The 2,287-nt window shown below is 61.8% G+C and carries 1 protein-coding gene; it reads right to left on the bottom strand.

Features of this window, described 5'->3' with window-relative positions; genetic code table 11:
* On the bottom strand, nucleotides 1-2,112 hold a 2,112-nt coding region (locus ACFQ6N_RS40305; RefSeq protein WP_380659128.1), incomplete at its 3' end, for a phage tail tape measure protein.
* Nucleotides 2,113-2,287: the final 175 nt, after the last annotated feature.

Below are 2,287 nucleotides of genomic sequence, written 5' to 3'. Positions count from 1 at the left end.
GACCCGGCCCCACGAACCGCCATCGAGCTCCTCGTTGCCGATCTGGACAATCAGCTTTCGGATCTCGGACCCATCTGGAAGCGTTTGCGATTCCTCTCGCTGCTGGACCTTGCTTCCGCTGTAGTTGTGGATCTCAACGGACGGTCCGCCTTGGCCACCCTGCCGGCCGCTCAGCGCAACACGAGCGGGAACCTGTCCACCGATGCCGCCAGCGTCGTAACCTCGCCTCAACGCCGCGCGCAGGGCGTGAAATGCCGATGGCCCCCCCAGTGCCCGCATGTCGTCCTGGTTGAGCACGCCCTCGCCCTTGTGGACGAGTCCGGCCGGCTCCAGTCGCCCGCCGTAACCGGTGAAGCCACCACCGTCGAACCCTGGGATCTGGATCCGCTCCCGCTGTACCGTTCCAACCGGCCCGGCAAAAGCGTTGAATCCGGCGTTGAACAGCGCTGATGTGGCTTGCTTGGCCGCGATACGAGCCAGGTCCGCAATGATCGAGTTGGCCAGCTGGCTGAAACTCAGCTTGCCGGTCATTTCGAAGTTCACCAACGCATCCTCCATTCCCTGGAATGCGTTGGTGAACGCCTGATTGCCCAGCTCTGCTGCATTGGCCGCCTGGGAACGATAGTCCTCGAAGGCACGGTAGGCACCCAACGACCAATTAGTGATCGAACTCTGACGATCCGCCTGGTACTGCGCCTCCCGCTGCAATGCCTCCTTGTGGTACTTGTCCAGCTCGTCCAGCTGCTGCGCGTACTGCTTGCTGGTATAGCCGTTGCCATTGTTGGCGCTGGCGTTGCGGTCATTCAGCGCTGACAGCCGGCGGTCGTACTCTTCCTTGAGCTGCAGCTGGCGGCGCATGCGCTCCATCTGCTCACTGCCAGTGCCGATGCCGGCCAGGTCGATCGCGTTGGCCTGCTGCTGGGTGACGGCCGCCTCGTTCAGCTCCTTCTGGAGCCGCAGCATGTCCTGTGCGGCCTTCTTCGCAGACTCCTGCGCCGCAAGCGCCTTACCCTGGGCCACCGCCTCCTCGAGCAACGCCTTGACGCGCTTCTGCTCCTCCTCGCTCAGCTTGCTCTTGGCCGAGGCCAGCTCATTTGCGATGACCACCTGGAGCTTCTGCGCCGCCGTCATGTCGTCGGTCAGGCCCATCTGCTCCTTGTCGAGAGCTATCTGCCGCTTGATCCGATCGGTGATCGATGCGTACTGGCTCTGCTGGGCTTTGCCGTCAGCGATCTCTGAACGGGCGGCCCCAGCCCTGGACTTCTTCTCATCCTCGAGCTGCTTCATCCGCTCAAAGTGCGCCTTCTTCCGCGCAGCCTCAGCATTGAAAGAAGCGCGCTCCTGCGGCGTCAGCGCTTGCACACCTCCATTATCGTTGATGACCTTGCCTTGCTCGGCCATCCATGCCGCGTACTCACCCTTGGACTTCTTGATCCACTCGACCTGATCCTTCCAACTATCAGTTCGCAAGCCTGACAACATTCCTTGGATCGCGTTTCCTGCGTCCACTGCACGTCGGGCCGCCTCTGGCAGCGCCGCCAAAAACTCCTCCAACTTCTCCTTCCCAAGCGCTGCTGCTGCCTTTGCAGCCTCGAACAACTCCGGCGTCAGCCGAGATCGAAGAACGGTCGACATTTCGTCGAACTTCGCTTGAGTCGGCGCCACCTCCTCTTGGAACTTCTTCAGATCCGCCTTCGCGTCAGCGAGGCGCTCCATGTCACGAACAATCGTGAGCCCAGCCCCCTCGCGCGTGGACGTTCTCCCTTGATCCAACAGCGCTTGATAGTTGCGGACCGCGGCCTCAAGCGCCTTCGCCCGTTCCTCCGACTGCTTGATCTTCTGCGCAGCCTCATTCCATTGTCCGATAAAGTCCTTGAGTGACACTTCACTACCGAACTTCTGAAATCTCTCCGTAACATCAGATATCTGATAGGCCAGAAGACCTAGAGACTTAACCTGCTGTGCGTACTCCTCCCTCGCTTGTTGGGACTTGCGCACCATATCCATGTACGCAATGCCGACACCACCAATGGCGATCGCTGCAGCACCCCACGGGCCACCAGCCAGCGCCAACAGACCGCTACCGGCACTGCGCAGTCCGCCAGCCAGCATTCCGCCGAGTGAGGATGCCGACGCCGCAGCGGCCTCCCTCCCGCGCGCCGCGGTGAGGTTGTTGGTTGCTACGGCAGCAGCCTCTTGGGCCAGGATCAGCCGCCCCTTCGCCGCGGTAGCTGCTGCATCTGCTCGCGTTCCAGACAGAGATGCTGCGTTGTACTCGCGCTGGGCC

The sequence above is a fragment of the Kitasatospora sp. NPDC056446 genome, assembly GCF_042796115.1.
Classification (GTDB): domain Bacteria; phylum Actinomycetota; class Actinomycetes; order Streptomycetales; family Streptomycetaceae; genus Kitasatospora.
The sequence above is the reverse complement of the archived record's forward strand: the minus strand, read 5'-3'. Positions and strand labels throughout refer to the sequence as shown.